Genomic DNA, 17,472 nt, shown 5'->3' with positions numbered 1-17,472 from the left:
AGCGCTATTCCCCGATAGCCAGCGTCCAGTCCCCGGCACACTGCACCGCAAGCAGGTAGGCTCTGCTCTCGGGGATCTCGACGGTCACGGTCTCCTGAGACTGCCCCTCACCGGGGAGCGTGAGCGTCCACCCGGGGTATGCGTAGACATCGTTCCCTCCCTCATCGAAGAGCCAGACATACAGGTCGTCCTCTCCGCTGTGCCATACCGTAAGCGGGAGAGCCCCTGCGGGCAGGTTAAAGTAGCCGGTAACCATGTCGCCCGTCCCCTCGAAGCGGTAGGGCATACTCTGGTCAACGACGCCTGCCGCACGGTCGACCCGGATCGTCCAGAGGCTGTCCCCCTCATCCGTCACGTTCAGGTAGTAGCGGCCGGGCATCGTAATGCCGAACGCATCCACTCCGGAATATGCTTTATCGGTTCCGCGAAGACCGATATGGCAGTTCTCCTTCTCGAGTTCGATCGTAAAGTAACCGGTGCCCTCACGGGTGGTGGTGACGACGTACGTTCCCGTCTTCAGATCGACAACCTGCGACGCGCCGCCCTCTCCGGATATATCCAGAACCGGCATGACCTGCCCAGAAACGGATGGCTCGGAGGTTTGAACTCCCGGTGCTGCCGGTTCGGCGGCAGGGGTCGCGGTCGGCATCGGTGTCGTTTCGCCGACGGATGCGGTATTCGTGCACCCGCACGCGAGCAGGGCAACGGTAATAAGCACAATAAGGGTTACGGCTGTTTTCATGCCAGTTCTATTGGCAGTAGGCAAATATAAACTCCGAAGAATCTCTTCGGCATCGGGGGGGCGCCGTGGCCCCCGATTACCAAAGGAAGGCGGTAACGTCGTCGATCGTATCCACGTACTCCACCGGGATACCGATCTCGTCCTCGATGAACCTTTCCGCATCCACAATCTCCGGCCGCTGCTCCGTGACCACAAAACCGCCGACGTTCCGCGAGACACTCCGATACCGGACGAGCCTGCTGTTCTCCCGGGGGAGAAGGAAGAGATCTTTCCCGGCCTCGCGTACCGCCCGTGCCTTCTCGACGACGCCGCTTATCTCGCCGACGTTCCCGAACGGATCGATGGTGCCGGTCAGGGTGACGGAGTCGTTCACGGGCCGGTCTTCGAGCACCGAGAGGAGGAGCGCCGTCATCAGTGCACCGGCACTCGAGCCGTCGATCGCCGAGACCTCGCTCTCCGCCATAACCGAGAAGATCACGTCGCTCCCGGAGAGGTTTACATCCGAGCGGTTCTGGGCAGCAAGGACAGCCATATTGGCGGCATCCTGGAAGACGAGCCCCATCAGCGGCGTGGTCTGGACGAGCACCCGTCCGCGTCCGGGGGCGACCTCGACCGAGACGTCCACGAGCGAACCCTCTTCCGTCACCTGCTCCCGGGTAAAAGGTCCTTCCCGGGTGAGCTCTACGATCTGCATAATCACCGGTGCCTGGAGCGTCGCTGCTCCCGGGAGACCCTCTCCCGGGACAGGAGAGGCCGGAACCGGGGCTGATGCAGGATTGGATGGAGCGGGTGCCACAGGAGTCTCTGCCGGGAACAGCGACGGTGAGACGATGACCGCCACGAGGTAAGCATTGGCAAGAAGCGACAGGAGGAGGAGCGCGGCAAGGATCGACACAGCCTTCATGGATCTTCCGACAGGGAGGGGCACCCCGGATATTTAAGCATGCGGCACCGGGGCAGACAGATCGATCAGGCAATATACCGCATGACATCCCGGATGGAGTCCACGTACTCGACCCGGATGCCGATCTCATTCTCGATATACTGCCGGGCGTCGATATCCTCCGGGTGTTGCAGCGTGAACTCCACCCCGCCGATGCTCCTCGTCACGTCGCCGTAGGACACGACCCGGTTGTTCTTCCGGGGAAGAAGGATGAGATCTTTGCCGGCATCATGCGCTGCCTGCGCCTTCTCGGCGACGCCGCTTATCTCACCGACGTTCCCGAACGGATCGATGGTGCCGGTCAGGGTGACGGAGTCGTTCACGGGCCGTTTCTCGAGCACCGAGAGGAGGAGCGCCGTCATCAGTGCGCCGGCACTCGGCCCGTCGATCGCCGAGACCTCGCTCTCCGCCATAACCGAGAAGATCACGTCGCTCCCGGAGAGATTCACTCCGGCCTCTTCACAGGCGACGGAGACAGCTGTGTTGCCGGCATCCTGGAAAACCACCCCCATCAGCGGCGTGGTCTGGACGAGCACCCGTCCGCGTCCGGGGACGACCTCGACCGAGACGTCCACGAGCGATCCCTTCTCCGTTACCCGCTGCCGCACGAGCGGATAGTTCCTGACGGACTCGACCTTCTCGACGACCACCGGCGCCTGAAGCGTCGCTGCCCCGGTGAGGGATTCCGCTGCCGGCGGGAGATACGGGGTCGGCTCAGCGGCAGGAGCCACCGCCTGGGAGGCATACTCGGAAACCCTGGCCAGCAGATCGGCATTCTCTTCTTCAAGGACGGCAATCCGGCTATTGAGGTCACGGAGATCCCCATCGACCGCGGCGGGAACGATGACCGCGGAGTATACATTTGCAATCAGTAAAACAACCAGTACTATGACCAGTAAGCGGGATCGCATCGGGGATCAGGCGGGATATACTCTATACCCGGATATAATGGTTTGGGGCAGGCGGATGCAGGAGCTGCAGGATGCCGATCCCGGGTTTTACCGGCCGGCATCCCCCCAATGTCTCGCAAGATCATCTGCAAACGCCGCAGCATGCGCAAGATCCCGGGCATCGGGTCTTCCCTTGTTGATTCCCCCGACGAGCCCGAGCACGGTATAGGTATCCCAGCCCTTGCAGACAAAGTCACCCACGATCCAAAACCCCTTCGCTTCGAGAACCTGCTTCAGGGCAGTATGATCCTGCGCCACACCCCGCCCGCTCGTCGAGAAGACAAACGCAAGCGTTCCGTCGACGGCAGGAAGCATCTCGACGAAACGAAAGAGAGTCTGGTGGTGGCGGCCGTGGTAGATGCCCGAACCAAAACCGATCAGGTCGTAGTGGTCGATCAGCCCGGGCTCGGCTCCAGCCGCATCGACCATATCGGCACCGAGCGCCCCCGCCATCGCCTGGGCAACCTTCCCCGTATTCCCATGGTGCACCGAGGTGTAGATGATGAGCGTCCTCATAGTCCCCCGAAACCGTGAAGGGAACCGGAGTATAAAATGGTGTCCCGCCACCCGGCCGGACGACCTCCACGGAGGGAAAATCAGTCGTTCCGGGCGAGCTCAACGAGCGAGAACCACCCGGCATCGTCGGTGAACCAGCGTTCGGCCGCAAGGCCTGCCCGTTCGAAGAGCCTCATTGCACTCTCCCGGGAAAACTTGCGGGATATCTCGGTATGAATCGTCTCACCCTCCCGGAACTCCACCGCCATATCGAGGAGCCCGATATCGACGGTCATCGCCTGCTTTGCAGCGAGGTGCATCTCGATCTGCTCCGCATCTTCGTTAAAGAACGCGACGTGATCGAAGAGCAAAGGATCGAAGCCGGCGTTGAGTTCCCGGTTGACAACGTGTAAGATGTTGCGGTTAAACGCGGCGGTGACTCCCCGGGAGTCGTTGTATGCCGCCTCGAGAACCGCTCTCTCCTTCAGCATATCGAGGCCGAGAAGGAACCGGTCACCCGGGTGCATGAGCCCGGCGACCATTCCAAGCAGGGACTCGGCCTCCGGCCCGGTGAAATTCCCGAGCGTACCGCCGAAGAGGCTGACGATCTTTGAGGTATTATCCGGTATACTACCGAGGTCGCGGGTGAAGTCCGCGACGATCCCGAGGACGGAGAGCCCGTCATACCGCCGGAGCAGATCCACAGCGGCCGTTCGAAGAGCGGCCTCGCTCACATCGACCGGTACGTAGCGTATGACGCGACTGTCCGCCTGCCATGCCGCATCGAGCAGGCGGCAGATCTTCCAGTTCGCTCCCGACCCCATCTCCACGAGATCGCCGCCGGCAAACGGCTCCATGATCGCCCCGGCATACTCCTGCAGGATGGCCATCTCGGTCCGGGTGGGATAGTACTCGGGGAGCATACAGATCTCTTCAAAGAGCCGCGAACCCCGCTCGTCGTAGAAATACTTGCTCGGGATCCTTTTTTGACCCCCGGATAGGCCAAGACGGACGTCACGGGCTATCTCCTCGGCATACGAACTCGTAAGATAGTTCCGGATCTCAAGCCTCGACTCCCCACCGCCGGTCTGCATCTCCGGATATGTCGCAGGTTCCCCGCTGTCGGAGTGAGCCGGATCGTTCCGACCGTTCGGAGCTACAGGGAGGAACTGCGATACCTGCGAACAGAGCAAACCGGCTGCGGGGTTCAGGCGACTGCGCCGCCCGTATGATGGTGACCCGGACGAACAATCCGCCGTTCTCTCCACCTGCAGATCTTCACGTGCCCAGTCAGAATACGTCATGGAACCGACTTGATGCCCCCGATGCTATAAATACATTGTGGGAAATCGAAGGATACGCCGCTTTTTGGAGAGATAGAACTCTGTAATCGCTTCCGGCTGCCGGGCAGAGAGGACCCTACGAAAGGCCGGGATGACCGGAGAGGAGGGAGAGAACTCTCCCTAACGGCAGGTTACGAACCGGACGGTCGCCTTCCGGTTATGGAGCGTATCGTCCAGAACCGCAAGCGTCCTCTCAACCTCCTCTTCGGTCGTTCCGGCACCAAGAGAGATCCTGATCGAGCAGTGAACCTCCTCGTCTGAGAGACCCATCGCACGCAGCACGTGCGACGGTGCCGGCGATCCCGAGTGGCATGCCGAACCGGAGGAGATTGAGATCCCCTGCTGATCGAGGGCGAGCACCACCGACTCCCCCCGATACCCGGGAAGCGTCATATTGACCGTATTCGGGAGGCGCTCCGTCGGATGCCCGTTCAATCGTGCTTCAGGAACGAGCGCCCGGATCCCGTCTTCAAGACGGTCACGGAGGAGCCTGACCGCCTCCATCCCGGCAAGGTGCTGCTCTGCAAGCTCCGCCGCCCGCCCGAGCCCGACGATACCGAGCACGTTCTCCGTACCGGCACGCAGGCCTCGCTCCTGTTCGCCCCCGTGCAGGAGGGGATCGAGCTCGATCCCCTTGCGGATGTACAGGGCGCCGACCCCCTTCGGCCCGTAGATCTTGTGGGCGGAGAGACTGAGGAAGTCGACGTCCAGGTCGGCGACATTGACCGGGATCTTTCCTATCGCCTGCGTCGCGTCCGTGTGGAAGAGCGCCCCGCTTGCGTGCGCTACCCGGGCGAGCTCCCGGATCGGCTGGATCGAACCGGTCTCGTTGTTCGCGGTCATGATGCTGACGAGCAGCGTCTCCGCCGTGATCGCCTCCGCGAGATCGGCGGGACTGACACGACCGGTCGCGTCGACGGAAAGCTCGGTCACGGTAAACCCGAACTTCCTGAGCCACCGGATCGGCTCGAGCACCGACGAATGCTCGACCGACGAGGTGATGAGATGCTTATTCTCACCGTCCCGGGAGGCGAACGCCAGCCCCTTGATGAGGAAGTTGTTCGCCTCGGTGCAGCACCCGGTAAAGACGATCCGCTTTGCCGTGCATCCGAGGAGCCGGGCGAGCACGCGCCGGGCATCCTCGACGGCCCTCTTTGCCGCCTTGCCCTCCCGGTAGATGCTCGACGGATTCCCGTAGTTCGCCTCGCCAAAAGCGACCATCGTCTCCCAGACCGCGGGATCGATCGGGGTCGTGGCATTGTTGTCAAGGTAGATCCGGGCGGTTTCGGAAGTGGCGGCCGCCGCCGGCAGATCCCGAGGAGCCCCAAGCTCGCCCGAACCGATGGCGACCGTCTCCCCGCCGGAGGTATCCGCCCGCGTTACATCGCAGAGGAGGACTTTATAGACCGGAAAACCGGATATAGGATCGTAGCGCTGCATATCGGTCAGTTCGTTGACGTTCCCCTCCTGCCAGGCCTTCGGCCCGATGTGGCACCCGCCACCCATATTCGCCTCTATAGCACCCCGGACGATATCGTCGGTGACGATCGCCCGGAGCGGGATCTGCCCCCGCAGCGTTCGGACGGTGACCCGATCGCCGTTCCTGATCCCGCGCTCCTCCGCGTCACGGGAATGAATGGTCACTGTCGGCTCGGGACGCTCCCGGATCAGGCTTTCGACCCCGTGGTGCTGTGCATGAAAGTCGGTCGTCACCCGGGCGCCGGAGTTGAAGATTAGCGGATACGTCTCCGCAACATCTGGCCTTGAGACCGGGCTCTCCTGCGGTTCCGTATAGACCGGAAGCGGATCGTACCCGGATTCCTCGAGGATCGTCGACCATATCTCGAACTTGCCCGTCGGGGTATCGAACCCGGGCTTTCCGTCGGGGCGAAGAAGTCCTTTCTCCCACTTTTTGTACTGCATCATCACCGTCGGCGACTGCACCGTCCCCCCGGCAGCCCTGACAGCCTCGAGGCTGAACCCCGAACCCTTCAGAACGTGCCGGAGCATCGCCTCCTCGTCCTGCGGATAGAGATGGCCGTACCCGAGATGCTTCGCGAGTTCCGCCATGATGAAGACGTCGTGCCGCGCCTCGCCGAGGGGCTCGATGACCTTTTCTCGGATCCGGAAGAGAGGGCCGTAGGTCATGTACGACTCACGTTCGTACATCGTCGTTGCCGGGAGCACGATATCGGCGTACGCCGCATCGGCGGTGAGGGTGCGGTCGACGCAGACGAGGAACTCGAGGTTCTCGAGTGTCTCGCGCCAGAGCGGCGTCTGTGGCCAGGAGATCAGGAGATGCCCGGCCTGGATGATCAGGGCTCGTACCTTGTAGGGTCTCCCGTGCAGGACGGACTCGGGGAGGGCGATCGGGTGAGCCTCCTGCCGGTACGCCGTATAGACCGGGAACCGATCGACCCCTATCGCCCGGTTCAGATCCGGATTTTCCAGGTACTCCGAGCGGTTGATAGGGAAAGTATTCTCGAGCATCGAGAAGCAGCGGCCGCCGGGAACATCCATCTGACCGGCGAGCGCCCAGAGGACGATGGCCGCCCGGATCGCCTGCACACCGGAGTCGCTGTACTCAAGCCCGGTGTACATCGCCCACGTCGCGCCGTCCGCCGCAGCTATCCGCCGGGCGAGCGAGAGAACGGTCTCTGCAGGGATGCCGGTTATCTCTTCCACGACCTCCGGCCGGAAATGCTGGACGTACGTGGAAAACTCCGCAAAACCATGCGTCCAGTTTTTGACGAACTCCTCGTCGTAGAGTTCCTCCGCGATCAAGACATTGCAGAGCCCGAGAGCGAGAGCACCGTCGGTGCCCGGACGAATGGGAACCCACTCGGCACCGGCGAGATCGACCGTCTTCGTCCGCCGGGGATCGATGACGACGACCTCGGCACCCCGGCTTTTCGCGGCCAGGATCTTCCGGAGGTTCAGCGGCGGGAAATCGGTGGCGGGATTCGTGCCCCAGACCACGATGAGATCGGCGTTCTCGAAATCGGAGTAGGTGTTGATGTGGAGCCGTCCCATGGTGACGTGGGGCGCTATCATGGCAAATGCAACATAGCAGAGGGCACCGACCCCCATGGTGTTCGGGGAGCCATACGGGAAGAGGACGCTCGATGCAGAGGAGACCGCTACGTCTTTCGGCTGGAAGACATCGCAGTGCGAGAGTTCGAAACTGCCTGAGCCTGTGTAGATCGCCGCTGCCTCAGGCCCGTGCTCATCCTTGATCCGGGTGAGGTTTTCCACAATGATCGCGTATGCCTCGTCCCAGGAGATCCGTTCGAACGCGTAGGTTCCCTTCGGACCCACCCGCTTCAGTGGATGGATTACCCGGTCTTTCGAGTAGACGATCTCCGGCGTACGCTCGCCCAGTTTGCAGATGATCCCGATCTCCGAGTCTTCATCCGCCCGGACACCGGCTATCTTTCCTTCGTCGTCGTAGGTAACGATGACGCCGCAGCCTGCAGAGCAGATGCCGCAGAGTGCGCGGCGTTCCCGCATTCTCGATTCACTCACTCCTGTTGCCTCCGTGCGGGGCGTTCCGGCCAGCCCCGGCGTATCCCCCCTTACTACCGGCAGGCACCTTAAACCTTATCGCAGATCGGTCTCCCGCCCGTCTTTCGATCCGCGTCGTAAGAGGGAACTGCTCCGTGCCGGACCCCACGGGCGGGCCGGCCTCGCCCCGGCTTATCGCAGCGGCGAGGCGTCCGGATACCTTCGACCACTATGGCGCGTGGCGACCCGGCCAGGAGAAATAACACACCGCAATGAGGGCATGGGCGAACAATATTTCTTATAACACGATGAATCGTAATAATATTTTACCCGGAACGGTAATTTCAGAAATAATCATTCCAGAAGAGATATCGCAGGGAAGCATCAAAGGCATATACGGATATGCATCGTTGAGGAGCAAAGATGGCAGAGATCACGGAGAACATTTTTCGGCACCTGCTACGGAGCGACGAACTCCCGGAGGCGGAACTGATTGCAGCCTGCCGAACCGGTTCCACCGACGATGAGCGGATCGGAGAGAGACTCACCGCCCTCGTACGCCAGGGAGCCCTTGCCTTTGATACCGCAGAGGCTCCCGATCCCTGCATATATCGGATACCGTCCGATCCCGGGATCTTCTCCCGGTTATGGCTCGCGTATCCGAATCTCAGAACAGAGCTCATAAAGGCGCCGCGGGTGGTCGATACCATCGCCCAAAAGCGCCTTTTCGTCACCGGCGACGAACTCCGGAGCGAGGTCTCCGATCTGCTGCGCCAGTCTCCCCTCTTCTTTGAACTCTCCCTGAAACACCCGGATATCGCCGGCATAATTGCAGACTGGGACAGAATAGTATGCGAGCCCGGGCATACCTTCGAAAGAGAGATGACCAAACCCGGAAGCGACCCGCTCCCGGCATACAAGATCCACGGATTCTTTGCCTACTGCGTCTTTTACGAATGCATGACGGCGGAGAACCGGGATGAATGGATGAAAATTCGTAGCTCGGTACAGAAGAGCACGCCGACGCTCATCGCCGTCCTGAGCCTGATCAACCGGTTGCGTTGATCCGGCAGAAGTCCCGCGTTGCCCGGAGCACGTATAGCCTCTCCCCCTCAAGGGGTTCCTCGTCGACGATGAACGATACGAACCCGTGGGCGGCGAAGATCTCGCGCACCGCATCCAGACCCGTCAGCGTTGAGACAAGCAGCAGAACCCGGCCGTACGGCGATAAGATGCGGCCGAGATCGCGGATGAACCGCTCGATGACCCATCTCCCGTCAGGTCCTCCGTCGAGGGCATACTCAAGCCAGTCGTCGATCCGCTCCTCCGGCGACGTCGGCAGGTAGGGCGGGTTGAAGACGATGAGATCGAACGGTCCGGCAAGACCGGCGGCAAGATCGCACCGCACCGTCTCGACACCGCACGAACGGGCGGCGAGCACGGCGTAGGGGTTGATATCGGTTGCAACGACGCTGTCCGCAGCCTTCGTAAGCCCGGCAGCGACCCGTCCGCTGCCGGTGCCGACCTCGAGCACCCGGTCGTGCGGCCGGACCTCCCTCTCTGCCGCCCTGAGCAGCAGGAAGGTATCGGCTTCGGGCTGGTAAACCTGATCGTCCATATCCGGCATCCCTTCAGATCAGGTTCGCTATCATCGCGAACTCCTCAAGCGAGAGTTCCTCGGGGCGGCGACCGAGGAGATCCTCCGGCAGGCCTGCGATCACCCGTTCGATCGTCTCCTTATCAAAGAAATCCTTCCCGCTCCGAAGGCCTTTCCGGATCGTCTTACGGCGGTGCGAGAAGAGCACCCGGAGAAGATCGGCGTAGGCCTTCCGATCGTTGATGGGATACGGCGGCTCATGCGGCGTTATCTTCACCACCCACGACCGCACCAGGGGTTTCGGCCGAAACGCGCTCGGCGGAAGCTCGAGGAGCGGTTTTACCGTCGCATACGTCTGCACCATCACCGAGAGACGACCGACCGCGGGCGTCCCGGGCCGTGCGATCATCCGCTGGGCGAACTCTTTCTGGTACATCAGCACGGCCACCTCAAAACCGATCTCGAGCAGACGGAAGGTTATCTTCGAGGAGGCGGAGTAGGGGAGGTTCGCGACCACGATATCAAAGGCCGGAAGGTCGACGCGCGTCGCATCGCCCCGGATGAGGTGGAGCCTTCCCTCCTCAATCTCATCGGCAAAAGAGAATTCCAGTTCCTCACAGAGGGGAGGGTCGAGCTCGACCGCAATGACCTCGGCACCCCGTTCGAGGAGTGCACGGGTAAGCGGCCCTTCTCCGGGGCCAACCTCAAGCACCCGGCGGCCGGAGACGTCGACGAACCCTGCAATCCTCTCGATCGCACGGGTATCGACGAGAAAGTGCTGGTCTTTCGGAGCGCTCATTTCGACGTGAAGAGGTGATACTTTTCTTCGGGATCCTCGATCTCGTGCAGGATCCGGTTGACGACCATCTTATCGGGATGAGGCATCGACTTGATCCGCTGGCTGATGTCGGCATAGCTCTCGAACGGCTTTCTGTTCCGCTGTTCGATCACTTCCCACATCAGCTTCTTGCCGATACCGGGGAGGAGGTGAAGCATATGGAGCTTCGGCGTGATGGAGATGGACTTGTTGAAGAACTCGACGAACCGCCCCTCCTGCTCCCGGACGATCGTCTCGACGGCATACGGCAACTCGAGTTTCGCCGCATGGGTCAGCTCCTCGTATCCAACACGCCTCTTGACGCGCTCGATCTTCTCACGCTCGGAGTCGCCGATATACACCTGATCGTGGATCTGAATATCGACACCCGCCTTCGGCACGAGCTCGAGCAGCTTGAACTGATCCGAACCGACGGCCAGGACAACCGGCTCACGCTTGTAGACCGGACGGGGATCGTTCACGTAGCCTTTCGGAAGGATGTCAATCACTAACGCGTTGACCTCTTTCTTATCGGATTTCACAGGCGCCCTCTCCTAGAAGTGGGTCATTACCAGATCGATAATTTCGTCGAGTTCTTCCGGTGTCAGGGTGAAACGCTCTTTTGCGTAGATGGCACGCAGTTCGTCCCGCGTCCGCGGCATGAGGTTGACGATGCGGAACGCAATCTCCTCCTTCATCTTCTCAAGTTTCAGGAGCTCGTCAAGCAGCGCCTTTGCCTTATCGGCCGGGGTCTTTGAGAGATGATTGGCATGCTCGATGCTCTTGCGAAGTTCATAGGACATCTCCTCTCCTGCAGCAAGTCGTCCGGTTTCCACTTCAAGCAGAATCTCACGTACTTCGGAAAGCAGGATTCGCTCTTCGCTCACAACTCTTTTTACCTTCATGCCAATCACTTGATGGAGATTATACGGTTTGTGCTTTTAGATGTTGCGGTCGCGCGATTACCACTTTGGTGGAATTTCCGTCGCGGATCTCAAGAACCCACGCCCGGCCACGCTGACCGACGACCGTCCCCGTCCTGCCGTGGAACCGGCGGTGGGGCATACCCTTCTGAACAGAAGGCTCGATAACGATGTGGACTTTCTGACCGACATCGAAGTTCTGTATCACGGAGGTGACAGGCGGAAGCCCGCGTTTTCTCAGATCCTTCTTGAATTTATATCTCGTCTTCTTCCTGGGTCCGTTGTGAAGTGCCATTCCTACTCACCATCATAACCTGTTTCAACCAGCATCACATCAAGGCTGGTAACGCGTGCGTCTCTTCCGAGGATCTCCGAGAGGCTCGGCCGGGTCCGGCCGTTGTCACCTGATATCAGTTCTTTGATATAGAGGCCTGCTTCGCCGACAACGTCGATGAAAAACGCATCGTCCTGCACGCCTCCGTATTCGATATCGATGACCCGTCGTTCCCGAACCTTATCCGCCCGTCTGTGCGACACCCGCTTTGGTGTGCGCTGCTGTATTGTCACACCTTTGAGTTGATCGAGAGCCGTTCCGAGCTCTTCTGGCGATACGGAACCGTCGATCTCGACCAAGATCCTGTATTTTTTATGCGCTTTGTCCGATTTAAGGCTTTGCACCGTCTTACGATCCGCCCATCCGGAGAAGGTTACGCCGACCCTGTTTTCAGCGCTCGCATTCACGATCCCCTCAAGCTCGGCGAGGTCGACCTGGCGGCGGCGCGGCGTGACGACCTCCATGACGAACGGCCGGCCGGTGCCGAGCATCCGGGCATCGATATCCTCACGTCCGGAACCGTGCAGGACGGCGTTCTCGGCATCGAACGCAGCGATGAGCGGCCGGCCGATCAGTTCCTCCACCGAGTCGGGATACTGCTTGCCGGTGTAATTGCACGTCTCGCAGCCCTTCCCGCGGCAGAGGCGGCAGTCCCAGTGCGTCTGGGGAATGCCCCGCTCGTACTTCATATACCTGCCTGCGATAAAGATCGGGTTTATCTGGATCTCGACCGTTCCTGCTCCGAGATCGAGGATGGCCACGACATCCGGCTTTGAAACGTCAGCAGGTTTCTCTATCCGGGCAGAGACCGCTTTCCCCACCTCCCGGTTCATCTCCGCTTTCAGCGGCTCCGGGTCGCGGAGCGCAAGATCGCTCCAGACCATCTCTTCGCTCTCCGCCATAAGCGGCGGAACCTTCGTGCCGATCAGGAAGGTCTCGAACTCAAGCCCGGCAAGCGCTTCGACAACCTTCTCCGCCCAGAGATCGACCATCTCGAATTCGCCTGCGCAGATCCAGCAGGCTTCAGAAACCGGCTCGGCGTGAGGAGTATTCCCGGCGAGTTCGTGGGTGATTCTGAGTGCTCTGCCGCGCTCTGCATTTGTAAGACCGTGCGACCGCTTGCCGAAGAACCTGCCGAGGCAGTGATCGCAGATCTCTCCATAGTCGAGAATCGACTGTACTTTCTCCGTCATCTCCATCCGTGTTCCCTCCGGTCAAGTTCGTTCTGGAGGATAGTGATTGCATGATCCGCGTGGAGCGACTTTGGTCCGACAGAATGCCGGGAACGCCCGGCTATCAGTTCACATTCCTCGTCCGAAAAGTTCCGGTGATCGCTCAGCAGGTACGCCTCGGGCAGCGCCTCTTCGTGCCTGATATCGCCGCCGTCTTCGGCGAGCACGGCAAACGGGTGCTCGTCGAGCAGCCGTGCAAGCCCGCCCCGCCGGACATAGACGCCGGGCGTCGATTCCCGGAAGGCATCGCCGCAGGGGAGAGCGAGCGCCTTTTTGATGAGCGATGCGCTACTTCGTTCGTCCGGGCTGAGATAGCGAACCTCGCCGCCTACAAAGAGTACGGTCTTTTCGGGTCCCGGCTCGCCGCAGAGAACCAGGTAGCACTCGACGTCTGCGCGAAGATCATGCGAGAGAAAAAGTGCCGCGTTCACGCAGCGGCAGAGCACATCCATCCTTCCGGCGCTGCCGGGAAGGTCGTTTAAGCTGAAGGTGCCGGCAGTAGCGGCGAGATGGCCGACGATTGCAAATCGCTTCATCTCACTGCGTCCGCCCGAACTTCTTCATCATGCGCTGCATGTTGAATTTGCCGCCGCCCATGCCCCGCATACCCTTCAGGGCGCGCTGCATCGTCTTGTAGTATTTAATAAGCTCCCGGACATCGTCCGGCGAGACACCAGCACCCCTGGCAATCCGGTGAATACGGGAGCTGCTGATGACCGACGGGTCGTCGAGCTCGGCCGGCGTCATGGAGTCCATAATCACCTTATAGCGATCCATCTTGGAGCTCGTGATATCGTAGGCATCGTCCGGGATCTGCATATTGCCGAGCGGCAGCATTCCCATGATCTGCTTTAAGGGCCCCATGCGGTTTAAGGCCTCGAGCTGCTTGTACATGTCCCGGAGCGTGAACTTGCCCTTGAGCATGGCATTGACGTCGAGATCTTCACCCGAGACCGCCTCTTCGGCACGTTCGACGAGCGCCCGAAGGTCGCCCATCCCGAGGAGCCGGGAGATAAACCCGTCCGGGTCGAACCGCTCGAGGTCTTCGATCGTCTCCCCGCTTCCGATGAAGACGATCCCGCTCTTCGTCTCGGATACCGCCGAGAGCGCACCGCCGCCCTTTGCCGTGCCGTCCATCTTGGTGACGATGACGCCGTCGATCCCGATCGCCTCATGGAACCGGCGCGCCTGCTCGCTCGCCTGCTGCCCGAGCGCCGCATCGATCACGAGCCAGCGGTGGTCGGCCTTCGAGAGCGTATTGAGGTTGATGATCTCTTCGATGAGGTGATCTTCGAGCGCGTGGCGGCCCTGGGTGTCGATGATGACCACTTCGAGCTGCTTATAGGCGGCAAGCCCTTCCCGCGTGATCTTCTCGGCATCCGTCTCCTTCGGGTTGCCGAAGCAGGGGACGTTGATCCGGTCGCAGAGGGTCTTCACCTGGTCATACGCACCCGGACGGAAGGTATCGGCACAAATAACGCCGACGCGAAGCCCTTTGCGCTGGAAGTAGCGGGCGAGCTTCGCGGTCGTCGTGGTCTTGCCGCTCCCCTGGAGGCCGGCCATCAGGATCTTCTGCGGCCCGAGAGTGACCTCGGTCGTGCTCCCCATCAGCCGAACGAGTTCCTGGTAGACGATCCGCAGGACATGCTCGCGCACGCCCATCCCCTTCGCCGGCTCTTCTTCGAGCGAGCGCTGTTTGATCGACTGGGAGAGCTGCATCACCAGTTTGACGTTGACATCGGACTGGAGGAGTGCCCGCTGCAGATCGCGCACGAGCTCGTCGACCGCCGCCCGGTCGATCACCGTCTTTCCGGCGAGCTTCTTCACCGCGTCTTTGAGCGAGGTGCCGAGTTTATCGAGCATCAGGCTTCACCTCCGAGGAGGACTTCCACGACTTCGCGCGGGGCGAACGGCATGATATCGTCGTAGCCCTGCCCGGTGCCGAGGAAGACGATGGGCTTACCGACGGTGTGGGCTACAGAGATGGCAGCGCCTCCCTTCGGATCCATATCGGCCTTCGTCAGGACGACCGCATCGGTGCCGACCGTCTTGTTGAACTCATCCGCCCTGATGACCGCGTCGTTTCCGGCGACCGCCTCGTCGACGTAGATGACGAGATCGGGCTTCATGACCCGGCGGATCTTCTCGAGCTGGTTCATAAGGTTCGCACGGTTGTGGAACCGTCCCGCGGTATCCGCAAGGACGACGTCGATATCGTGCGCTTTTGCGTACTGCACCGCATCGAAGAGGACGGCGGACGGGTCGGCGCCCTGCTGGTGCTGGATGACCTTGATGCCGAGCCGGTCGGCGTGCGTCCTGATCTGCTCGATCGCTCCCGCACGATAGGTGTCACCGGCACCGATAACAACCGAAAAGCCGTTCTTCGTGAGATAGTGGCCGACTTTCGCCACCGTCGTAGTCTTCCCGGTACCGTTCACCCCGGTAAAGAGGATCTTCACCGGGCGATCGTGCTGCCGGATGTAGTCACAAAGGTCGAGCCCCTCGCCGAGCACGCCGCAGAGGGCGCTCCGAAGCGTCGCAAGGACGAGATCGTCGACCGACGAGCCGATCTTCCGGTGCTTCCCGACGAGTTCCTCCTTCATCCTCGAGATAATCTCGTCCGTTACCGGCAGTGCCACGTCGTTCTCGAGCAGCACCATCTCAAGTTCAAAGAGCGGTTCTGCGATATCCTTCTCCTTCAGAAGGAGCTCGCGCTCGGTGACCAACACCTTGAACTTATTGAAAAACGAGGGTTTGTCGCGTTCCTCTCTCGGCGGTGCCGGTGCGATCTTCGCCTCTTTCGCAGCCGGTAACGGGGATGGTGCCGGCTTCTCCGTCGAAAGGGGCTTTTGCACGGATTCGCTCTCTGCCGGTGCCGGGATGGCGGGTACGGCAGCCGCCTGCTGCTCTACCGCCGGCTCCGGAGGAACCGATCCCGCGGCCTCCTCGATGCTGGAGCCGAACTTATTCCGAATACCTTTCAGCTTCGCTTTGAGAGAATCGAACATAACCTAGCGACCACCCTGGCCAGGCTGAGGTGGCTGACCTCGCTGCCGGTATACGGCTTCGAGCCTGCGGGAGATCTCGTTCACCTGCCCTCGGAGCTGTTCCAGAGAGCCGGCCACCTTCTTGCCAAGCGCTTCAAGTTCAGTGATGCGATCCTGCAGATACTCTACCGCGTCGGCATGGGTACGCTCGACGACCACATCGGAGCCGATGTTAACCATCACGTGCTCGGGATCGAGAACCTTCGCACGCACGACCGCACCGCCGCCGATAGGGAGGAGTACTGCCCCGTCGTCGCTCTGCCCGAGTGCCTGGATCGACTCGACGGCAGCGAGCGACTCAAGCCGCTGCTGCTCGATCAGATTGAGCTGCTGCGCGAGAACCTCCATCTGCTGACCGTACTCGTTCAGGTACATCTGGAGCGTCTGAACCTCGCGGGGATCTACAGAGTCCACAATCATTCACCAGCTACTACGTTAACTGCCTTGACGCTGATATAATTTCTCTTAAGGCGGTGTTTGCTTCCGATGGTGCAGAACATGCGCTCAACAGCGAGACCCTCGCTCGGAGCTTCAACAACGGTGGTGTAGGGCTTCCACGTGTTGTTGATCCTCACCGCACCGACTACCTCATACTTCTGATTTGCCATTGAATCATCACTCCAAAAACCCAAATACTTCTTCAACTCTACCGAGCTCGAAACCGCTCGTATACGTACCTGCAACATACCCCTTCGTGTTGGCAAGGAGACCCGTTCCCACAAGGCCGCTCCCCATGTTGATCGATCCGCGGCCGATGGGAAGGTCGGTCACCCGTTCGAGCGCCGCGATCTCGGCCTCTCCCGCACGGGAGTGAACCAGAACACCTTTGTTGGTGGCGAATCCCGCCATACCGACGGTCTTGACTCCGCCGAGAGAGACGCGGACGACCGGAACACCGAGGAACGCTCCTATCTCCTCCGCTACGTCGACCTCCATGTCGGGGTGGACGGCAGCGAAGTAGTCGTTTGCAAGGATGACGTTTCCGGCGGCGTTCATGGAGCCCTCGAGGAGGTACACATCACGGTACTCCCCGAGCGCTGCCCGCTCTTCATCGGAGACAAGACCGCTTACCACGAATCCCCGGCTGTTGCCGGCGAGCAGCGATCCGATGATCTCGCTTCCCTGGATGGGCGTGACGAGCAGGTCGACGTCCAGTTCCTCCCGGAGCACGGAGCGAAAACTCTCCGGCGTCGTCGGGTATACGACTGCGACGTCCTCAAATACACGGGCGTACACACCGATATTCGGGTCACCGGCAAGATCGGTTGTACTGCTCATTTCACTCCTCTGCGAGTTCGGCCTGAACCTGGCCGTCCTCGAACTTCATCGCACGGATGCGGATCTTTCTCGGCGGCTTCCCACTGCCGTGTTCCCAGACCTTCTCGTTGATGGTGCTGTCGAGCTTGATATCCTCGCTCTTCATGTGCTGCACGAGGAACGACCTGATATCCTTGATGGCGGTGTTGCATCTCTTCCACCGGGGAGAGCGCTTCACATCGCGCAGGGGGACGACATAGATATGTTCTTTGAGTATCTCGGCCATGA

Annotated in this window: 20 protein-coding genes; 1 reads left to right on the top strand and 19 read right to left on the bottom strand. The window is 60.7% G+C overall.

From position 1 onward, the window contains the following. Positions 1 to 4: 4 nt before the first annotated feature. The 6 genes from ABH15_RS04025 to ABH15_RS04000 form a co-directional block, all read right to left on the bottom strand. Positions 5 to 742: a hypothetical protein gene (locus ABH15_RS04025; protein WP_128693060.1), complete on the bottom strand. Its 738-nt coding sequence runs from the start codon at positions 740 to 742 to the stop codon at positions 5 to 7. Positions 743 to 818: 76 nt separating this feature from the next. Next, positions 819 to 1,646: a S16 family serine protease gene (locus ABH15_RS04020; RefSeq protein WP_128693059.1), complete on the bottom strand. Its 828-nt coding sequence runs from the start codon at positions 1,644 to 1,646 to the stop codon at positions 819 to 821. A gap of 65 nt (positions 1,647 to 1,711) precedes the next feature. After that, positions 1,712 to 2,596, bottom strand: a complete 885-nt coding sequence (locus ABH15_RS04015) for a S16 family serine protease (RefSeq protein WP_128693058.1) — start codon at positions 2,594 to 2,596, stop codon at positions 1,712 to 1,714. Positions 2,597 to 2,683: 87 nt separating this feature from the next. Continuing rightward, positions 2,684 to 3,151 (bottom strand): flavodoxin family protein, encoded by a 468-nt coding sequence (locus tag ABH15_RS04010; RefSeq protein WP_128693057.1) that lies wholly within the window; start codon positions 3,149 to 3,151, stop codon positions 2,684 to 2,686. An 80-nt stretch (positions 3,152 to 3,231) separates the two neighbouring features. Continuing rightward, on the bottom strand, positions 3,232 to 4,434 hold the full coding sequence (gene egtD / locus ABH15_RS04005; protein ID WP_128693056.1) for an L-histidine N(alpha)-methyltransferase: 1,203 nt from the start codon (positions 4,432 to 4,434) through the stop codon (positions 3,232 to 3,234). Positions 4,435 to 4,593: 159 nt separating this feature from the next. Beyond that, positions 4,594 to 7,998, bottom strand: coding sequence for an IscS subfamily cysteine desulfurase (locus ABH15_RS04000; RefSeq protein ID WP_206633415.1), 3,405 nt, complete (start codon positions 7,996 to 7,998; stop codon positions 4,594 to 4,596). A 402-nt stretch (positions 7,999 to 8,400) separates the two neighbouring features. On the opposite strand from ABH15_RS04000, the gene ABH15_RS03995 reads away from it, so the two are divergent. Then, a complete protein-coding gene (locus ABH15_RS03995; protein ID WP_128693055.1) occupies positions 8,401 to 9,042 on the top strand; it encodes a hypothetical protein in 642 nt (213 codons plus the stop codon). On the opposite strand, the gene ABH15_RS03990 is transcribed toward ABH15_RS03995, so the two are convergent. Genes ABH15_RS03990 through ABH15_RS03930 form a run of 13 tightly spaced genes read right to left on the bottom strand, consistent with a single transcriptional unit; the run spans position 9,026 to position 17,470 of the window. Then, positions 9,026 to 9,604 (bottom strand): HemK2/MTQ2 family protein methyltransferase, encoded by a 579-nt coding sequence (locus ABH15_RS03990; protein WP_128693054.1) that lies wholly within the window; start codon positions 9,602 to 9,604, stop codon positions 9,026 to 9,028. The genes ABH15_RS03995 and ABH15_RS03990 overlap by 17 nt on opposite strands. Positions 9,605 to 9,608: 4 nt before the next feature. Beyond that, complete coding sequence (rsmA, locus tag ABH15_RS03985) at positions 9,609 to 10,373, bottom strand: 16S rRNA (adenine(1518)-N(6)/adenine(1519)-N(6))-dimethyltransferase RsmA (protein ID WP_128693053.1); 765 nt, start codon at positions 10,371 to 10,373, stop codon at positions 9,609 to 9,611. Then, a complete protein-coding gene (locus ABH15_RS03980; protein WP_128693052.1) occupies positions 10,370 to 10,933 on the bottom strand; it encodes a DUF655 domain-containing protein in 564 nt (187 codons plus the stop codon). The genes rsmA and ABH15_RS03980 overlap by 4 nt, the downstream gene beginning before the upstream one ends. Positions 10,934 to 10,945: 12 nt before the next feature. Further along, positions 10,946 to 11,296, bottom strand: a complete 351-nt coding sequence (locus ABH15_RS03975) for an RNA polymerase Rpb4 family protein (protein WP_128693051.1) — start codon at positions 11,294 to 11,296, stop codon at positions 10,946 to 10,948. Positions 11,297 to 11,315: 19 nt separating this feature from the next. After that, positions 11,316 to 11,609, bottom strand: a complete 294-nt coding sequence (locus tag ABH15_RS03970; RefSeq protein WP_128693050.1) for a 50S ribosomal protein L21e — start codon at positions 11,607 to 11,609, stop codon at positions 11,316 to 11,318. A gap of 2 nt (positions 11,610 to 11,611) precedes the next feature. Next, positions 11,612 to 12,847 (bottom strand): tRNA pseudouridine(54/55) synthase Pus10, encoded by a 1,236-nt coding sequence (locus ABH15_RS03965; RefSeq protein ID WP_128693049.1) that lies wholly within the window; start codon positions 12,845 to 12,847, stop codon positions 11,612 to 11,614. Further along, entirely contained in the window at positions 12,838 to 13,416 is a 579-nt protein-coding gene (gene trmY / locus ABH15_RS03960) for a tRNA (pseudouridine(54)-N(1))-methyltransferase TrmY (protein WP_128693048.1), read from the bottom strand. Before trmY ends, ABH15_RS03965 begins: the two co-directional genes overlap by 10 nt. 1 nt (position 13,417) lies before the next feature. After that, positions 13,418 to 14,743, bottom strand: a complete 1,326-nt coding sequence (locus ABH15_RS03955) for a signal recognition particle protein Srp54 (protein ID WP_128693047.1) — start codon at positions 14,741 to 14,743, stop codon at positions 13,418 to 13,420. Next, positions 14,743 to 15,888 (bottom strand): signal recognition particle-docking protein FtsY, encoded by a 1,146-nt coding sequence (ftsY, locus tag ABH15_RS03950; protein ID WP_128693046.1) that lies wholly within the window; start codon positions 15,886 to 15,888, stop codon positions 14,743 to 14,745. The genes ABH15_RS03955 and ftsY overlap by 1 nt, the downstream gene beginning before the upstream one ends. A gap of 3 nt (positions 15,889 to 15,891) precedes the next feature. Further along, complete coding sequence (pfdA, locus tag ABH15_RS03945) at positions 15,892 to 16,341, bottom strand: prefoldin subunit alpha (RefSeq protein ID WP_128693045.1); 450 nt, start codon at positions 16,339 to 16,341, stop codon at positions 15,892 to 15,894. Positions 16,342 to 16,343: 2 nt separating this feature from the next. Further along, a complete protein-coding gene (gene rpl18a, locus ABH15_RS03940) occupies positions 16,344 to 16,535 on the bottom strand; it encodes a 50S ribosomal protein L18Ae (RefSeq protein ID WP_128693044.1) in 192 nt (63 codons plus the stop codon). Positions 16,536 to 16,542: 7 nt separating this feature from the next. Then, a complete protein-coding gene (locus tag ABH15_RS03935) occupies positions 16,543 to 17,205 on the bottom strand; it encodes a translation initiation factor IF-6 (RefSeq protein ID WP_128693043.1) in 663 nt (220 codons plus the stop codon). 1 nt (position 17,206) lies between these two features. Continuing rightward, entirely contained in the window at positions 17,207 to 17,470 is a 264-nt protein-coding gene (locus ABH15_RS03930) for a 50S ribosomal protein L31e (RefSeq protein WP_128693042.1), read from the bottom strand. Positions 17,471 to 17,472: the final 2 nt, after the last annotated feature.

The sequence above is a fragment of the Methanoculleus taiwanensis genome (assembly GCF_004102725.1).
Lineage (GTDB): Archaea > Halobacteriota > Methanomicrobia > Methanomicrobiales > Methanoculleaceae > Methanoculleus_A > Methanoculleus_A taiwanensis.
The sequence above is the reverse complement of the archived record's forward strand: the minus strand, read 5'-3'. Positions and strand labels throughout refer to the sequence as shown.

Bases quoted from the DNA above. Each gene is read 5' to 3' on its own strand.
- ABH15_RS04025 (WP_128693060.1), bottom strand. From the start codon at position 742: ATGAAAACAGCCGTAACCCTTATTGTGCTTATTACCGTTGCCCTGCTC.
- ABH15_RS04020 (WP_128693059.1), bottom strand. From the start codon at position 1,646: ATGAAGGCTGTGTCGATCCTTGCCGCGCTCCTCCTCCTGTCGCTTCTT.
- ABH15_RS04015 (WP_128693058.1), bottom strand. From the start codon at position 2,596: ATGCGATCCCGCTTACTGGTCATAGTACTGGTTGTTTTACTGATTGCA.
- ABH15_RS04010 (WP_128693057.1), bottom strand. From the start codon at position 3,151: ATGAGGACGCTCATCATCTACACCTCGGTGCACCATGGGAATACGGGG.
- egtD (WP_128693056.1), bottom strand. From the start codon at position 4,434: ATGACGTATTCTGACTGGGCACGTGAAGATCTGCAGGTGGAGAGAACG.
- ABH15_RS03995 (WP_128693055.1), top strand. From the start codon at position 8,401: ATGGCAGAGATCACGGAGAACATTTTTCGGCACCTGCTACGGAGCGAC.
- ABH15_RS03990 (WP_128693054.1), bottom strand. From the start codon at position 9,604: ATGCCGGATATGGACGATCAGGTTTACCAGCCCGAAGCCGATACCTTC.
- rsmA (WP_128693053.1), bottom strand. From the start codon at position 10,373: ATGAGCGCTCCGAAAGACCAGCACTTTCTCGTCGATACCCGTGCGATC.
- ABH15_RS03975 (WP_128693051.1), bottom strand. From the start codon at position 11,296: ATGAAGGTAAAAAGAGTTGTGAGCGAAGAGCGAATCCTGCTTTCCGAA.
- ABH15_RS03970 (WP_128693050.1), bottom strand. From the start codon at position 11,609: ATGGCACTTCACAACGGACCCAGGAAGAAGACGAGATATAAATTCAAG.
- ABH15_RS03965 (WP_128693049.1), bottom strand. From the start codon at position 12,847: ATGGAGATGACGGAGAAAGTACAGTCGATTCTCGACTATGGAGAGATC.
- trmY (WP_128693048.1), bottom strand. From the start codon at position 13,416: ATGAAGCGATTTGCAATCGTCGGCCATCTCGCCGCTACTGCCGGCACC.
- ABH15_RS03955 (WP_128693047.1), bottom strand. From the start codon at position 14,743: ATGCTCGATAAACTCGGCACCTCGCTCAAAGACGCGGTGAAGAAGCTC.
- ftsY (WP_128693046.1), bottom strand. From the start codon at position 15,888: ATGTTCGATTCTCTCAAAGCGAAGCTGAAAGGTATTCGGAATAAGTTC.
- rpl18a (WP_128693044.1), bottom strand. From the start codon at position 16,535: ATGGCAAATCAGAAGTATGAGGTAGTCGGTGCGGTGAGGATCAACAAC.
- ABH15_RS03935 (WP_128693043.1), bottom strand. From the start codon at position 17,205: ATGAGCAGTACAACCGATCTTGCCGGTGACCCGAATATCGGTGTGTAC.
- ABH15_RS03930 (WP_128693042.1), bottom strand. From the start codon at position 17,470: ATGGCCGAGATACTCAAAGAACATATCTATGTCGTCCCCCTGCGCGAT.